Genomic DNA, 4,547 nt, shown 5'->3' on the forward strand with positions numbered 1-4,547 from the left:
AAGATGATCAGCATGCAAACAAACATTTTCTACAGATCTCAAAAGATACCATTGAGCAGGTAATCCAAAAAATGAGGGTATTGTGCAAAACCATTTCTCCTCAACCCTTGGAGACCAAACTGGCATAAAAAAAATAGAGACGTATCACTACATCTCTAGTCGCCACTGCGGTAGATAATTCAGTTGTCAGAGGCCAGATTAATCGATTTCAGAGGCATGGACAAAAAAACGGGCCTTAAACTTGGTATTTGATACCCTGGTTTTAGGATGAATTACAGGCATCCTGGTATTGGATTTGGGGCATCATAAACAAATACAAGGCCAACTTCGCAGTCATTTTCCTTAGTTGTACACCTGTTATACACTACATATTGAAAAAAAATATATTAATAGGATAACTACCTGGGACTTTTACCAAACTCTCCTAAACGGGTTGCAGGCACTGCTTTCCAACGCCTGCATGAATCCGCTATAAACCTGCCTGAAAAAGGCAAAATTCCGTAGATTTAGCACTGGTTAAGGATTTTTGCATCCTTGTAACAACCTTTCAACGTACAGGTCCGTCTCTGTCGGAAATACTTGTACCCGAAATTTTGTACACTAAAGGAGTTATATGCGTTTTAAATCAGCAGGAATAATTTTCACCATATTGGTTGTAGCCCTGGTTTCACTGGTAGCGTATTCCAATACCCATAAACGGAGAACAGCGCTCCTTCCCAAGGAGAATTTGCCCACCGACAGCAATTCAGTCGACCATACCATTGGAGTATGGATTTCTGTCTATCATGGATTGAAGCTGGATTCACTGGGCTTATCAACCGAAGCTTTTGAACAGGCAATGAAAGGGTGGGAAAAGCTTAAAAAAAAGGGCTCACTCAGCAATGAAACTATTTTGACAATAGCAGATTTCAGCCAGCCTAGTACTTCTAAGCGTCTCTATGTGCTGGACGTAGAAAAAAATCAGTTGCTCTTTCATACCTATGTGGCACATGGAAGAAATTCAGGGAAAGAGCAGGCTGTGTCCTATTCCAACCGGGCAAAATCGCATATGAGTAGCCCGGGTTTTTACCGCACCGAATCAACTTATTATGGCAATAATGGCTATTCTCTTAAACTAGCCGGATTAGAAAAAGGAATTAACGACAATGCGCTCAGAAGAGCGATTGTTATTCATGGCGCTGATTATGTATCCGAAAGCCTTATTGAAAGTCAGGGATACCTGGGAAGAAGTTATGGTTGCCCGGCCATACCTACCTACCTCACACGTCCCATAATCAACACCATCAAAAACGGGACTTGCCTTTTCATTCATGCGCCAATAACATACTATGCGCAAAGAAGCAGTCTTATTCGGTGATCACCGGTAAATTTGCACGAATTCCTTGTCAATCACATTGAATGGCTGAATAAGCTTGATTATCTTTGTATGATAATCCATTCATATGTTGAAAATTGGCGTTTTTGGTACCGGACATCTTGGTAAATTCCATCTCAATAATTGGAAAGAAATCTCCGGCGTTGAGCTGGTTGGTTTTTATGACCCCAATGACCAGGTAGCTGCAGAAGTAAGCAGCCAGTACGGAATTCCCCGATTCGAAGATCCGGTTGCTTTATTGCAGGCAATAGATGCGGCCGATATAGTAGCCCCCACCAATTTTCACTTTGAGCTATGCCAGTTGGCGATCCGGAATGGAAAACATGTTTTTGTAGAAAAACCGCTTGCCAATACCATGGATGAAGCCAGAGAACTGGTAAAGCTGGTAAAGGAATCCAATATCAAAATGCAGGTAGGCCATGTAGAGCGCTTTAATCCTGCATACCTGGCAACCAGCTCACTGCAGTTAAATCCCATGTTTATTGAAGTCCACCGTCTTGCACAATTCAATCCAAGAGGTACAGAGGTTAGTGTTATACTGGACCTGATGATTCATGATATTGATATCATCCTGCATATGGTTAAGAGTGAAGTAAAAAATATTTCTTCCAGTGGGGTCGCTGTTATGACGGATACCCCGGATATTGCCAATGTAAGAATCGAATTCAATAATGGTTGTGTCGCCAATCTTACCTCCAGCCGGATTTCCATGAAGAAAATGCGCAAAATGCGTTTATTCCAGAAAGATGCCTATGTGGGCATTGATTTCCTGAATAAAAAAACAGAAGTAATCCGGTTAAAAGGCGATAAAGATGAAAATGTATTCGAATTTGATATAGAAACACCCAAAGGCAAAAAAACGGTAGCGGTTGCCAACCCATCTGTACCTGAAGTAAACGCCATTAAAAAAGAGCTGGAAGAGTTCAGAGATGCTATTCTTACCAACTCTCCCACGGTTGTTTCTGAAGTAGACGGCTTCAGGGCAATGGAAGTGGCCCACCAGATACTTCATAAAATTCGCCATAATACTATCAACACCTGATGCCCCAAACCACCCACCGTCCTCTTTCACCGGGCTGGTATGCCCTGAGCGATTACCTGGCAGCATTACTGGTATGGTTTATTTTTTATCTCTACCGTAATCACTTATTAGGATTTCCGCTTTTTGTGAATGGTTCGCTTCACCTGAATAAGGGCTTTCTCCTGGGATGGTTATTGTTGCCAATTTGCTGGGTACTGTTTTATGCAGCTATCGGTTCTTATTTATCGCTTTATAAAAAATCCAGGCTGGGAGAATTTACAACCACGGTGATTGCCAGCCTTATTGGCTGTATCGCTATTTTCTTTGTGATTCTTCTTAATGACGAGGATAAAAGCCTCCCTTATTATTATTCTTCCTTTGCCTTCTTTGTCTTTTTTCAGATCACGATCAGTTTTACCGGCAGATGGCTTATTTTAAATAAGGTTAAAAAGCAGCTCAAAGACGGGTCGGTCCGGTTTCATTCTATATTGATTGGTGATGCTGTTATCGCCAATACACTCTATAAATCAACCGCCGACCAGTTAAGAATAGCTGGCTATCATTTTAAAGGGTATGTGGGTTCAGGTTCCAACGGATTAAGTAAGTCCATTCCCTATCTCGGAACAATTGACAAACTGGAATCAATTATCGATCAGCAACAGGTTAAAATGGTGGTGCTGGCGCTGGATGGCGCGCGGGAAAAAGAGACGGAAGACTTTCTACGCCGATTAAGTGATAAAGACGTGGAAATAAAAATGGTTCCTTCCGCTATTTCTATACTAACAGGAGCTATACGAACAGAGAATATTTTCGTTCCTTTTCTAACGGATATCCACAATGGATTAATTCCGCCCTGGCAACAAAATATCAAGCGGATTATTGATGTATCTGTAGCTGTTGCGGGTCTTATTCTGTTATCGCCTGTTTTCCTCTATGTTGCGCTGCGTGTAAGGCTTTCTTCTCCTGGCTCCATACTGTACCGACAGGAAAGAGTCGGGTATAAAGGCAAACCCTTCACCATGCTGAAATTCAGATCCATGTACCAGGATGCTGAACGAAACGGTCCGGCTTTATCCTCATCCGCAGATCCGCGTATTACAGCCTGGGGAAAATACATGAGAAAATGGCGGCTTGATGAATTTCCTCAATTATGGAATATTCTTATCGGCGATATGAGCCTGGTGGGCCCCAGGGCCGAAAGAAAATACTACATTGACCAGATTTTACAACGGAACCCATATTACAAATACCTTCTTCGTGTTAAACCAGGTCTAACCTCCTGGGGAATGGTTCAGTTTGGGTATGCAGAAAATATTGATGAAATGCTGGAACGCATGCAATATGATTTACTGTATATTGAGAATATATCCCTGGCGCTTGACCTGAAAATAATGTTGTATACTATTCGTATTATTTTTTCGGGCAAAGGAAAATAAGAATCAATGATCTCATTTGGAAAAATACTGGGTATTGTTTTTTTACTGGCTATCAGCGGATCTATGGCAGCTCAAACGCGCTGGCAGCAACAGGTAGACCATTCCTTAGACGTTACCCTGGAGCCCGAAACCAAAACCTTGTTGGGTAGCCAGGTGATTAACTATTTCAACAATAGCCCCGATACACTACACACCATCTATTTTCATATTTGGCCCAATGCCTACAAAAACGATCATACCGCCTTCAGTGAACAATTATTATTCTTAAACCGGCTCGATTTTTACTTTAGTAAGGAAGCAGATCGCGGATATATCAACCGCCTTCAGTTTTCTACCGGCACAACCCCACTAGAATGGATCGAAGATTCTCTTCATCAGGATTATGGCCGGCTTGTACTGCCTTCTCCCCTATTGCCGGGTGATTCGCTCCGATTACTGAATAGCTTCCAGGTGAAACTGCCGAAATTATTTTCACGTTCAGGCATTAACGGAGATTTCTTTGCGGTAACCCAGTGGTATCCCAAACCTGCGGTATATGATGCTGAAGGGTGGCATCCGATGCCCTATCTCGACCAGGGCGAATACTATAATGAATTTGGTAACTACTCCGTATTGATTACAGCGCCTGCCAATTATACCATTGCAGCCACAGGCAATCGCACACCCGTTCTTTCTTCTGAACTCGATAAAAAAGGCTACCAGACCTGGCAATTTA

General features: G+C 42.3%; 3 protein-coding genes and 1 pseudogene. All 4 read left to right on the forward strand.

Translation table 11 applies throughout. The annotated features are described in order from the left end of the window. Positions 1-613: 613 nt before the first annotated feature. Positions 614-1,357: a murein L,D-transpeptidase catalytic domain family protein gene (locus A1D16_RS21175; RefSeq protein WP_290713524.1), complete on the forward strand. Its 744-nt coding sequence runs from the start codon at positions 614-616 to the stop codon at positions 1,355-1,357. Positions 1,358-1,442: 85 nt separating this feature from the next. Beyond that, positions 1,443-2,417, forward strand: a complete 975-nt coding sequence (locus A1D16_RS21180; protein WP_290713527.1) for a Gfo/Idh/MocA family oxidoreductase — start codon at positions 1,443-1,445, stop codon at positions 2,415-2,417. Beyond that, a complete protein-coding gene (locus A1D16_RS21185) occupies positions 2,417-3,832 on the forward strand; it encodes a sugar transferase (protein ID WP_290713530.1) in 1,416 nt (471 codons plus the stop codon). Before A1D16_RS21180 ends, A1D16_RS21185 begins: the two co-directional genes overlap by 1 nt. 6 nt (positions 3,833-3,838) lie before the next feature. Next, a pseudogene (locus A1D16_RS21190) lies at positions 3,839-4,547 on the forward strand (hypothetical protein); the annotation flags it as partial.

This window comes from Flavihumibacter sp. CACIAM 22H1 (assembly GCF_001601815.1).
GTDB lineage: Bacteria > Bacteroidota > Bacteroidia > Chitinophagales > Chitinophagaceae > Flavihumibacter.

Excerpts from the sequence above, each read along its gene's own strand:
- A1D16_RS21185 (WP_290713530.1), top strand. The coding sequence starts at position 2,417 with ATGCCCCAAACCACCCACCGTCCTCTTTCACCGGGCTGGTATGCCCTG.
- A1D16_RS21175 (WP_290713524.1), top strand. The coding sequence starts at position 614 with ATGCGTTTTAAATCAGCAGGAATAATTTTCACCATATTGGTTGTAGCC.
- A1D16_RS21180 (WP_290713527.1), top strand. The coding sequence starts at position 1,443 with ATGTTGAAAATTGGCGTTTTTGGTACCGGACATCTTGGTAAATTCCAT.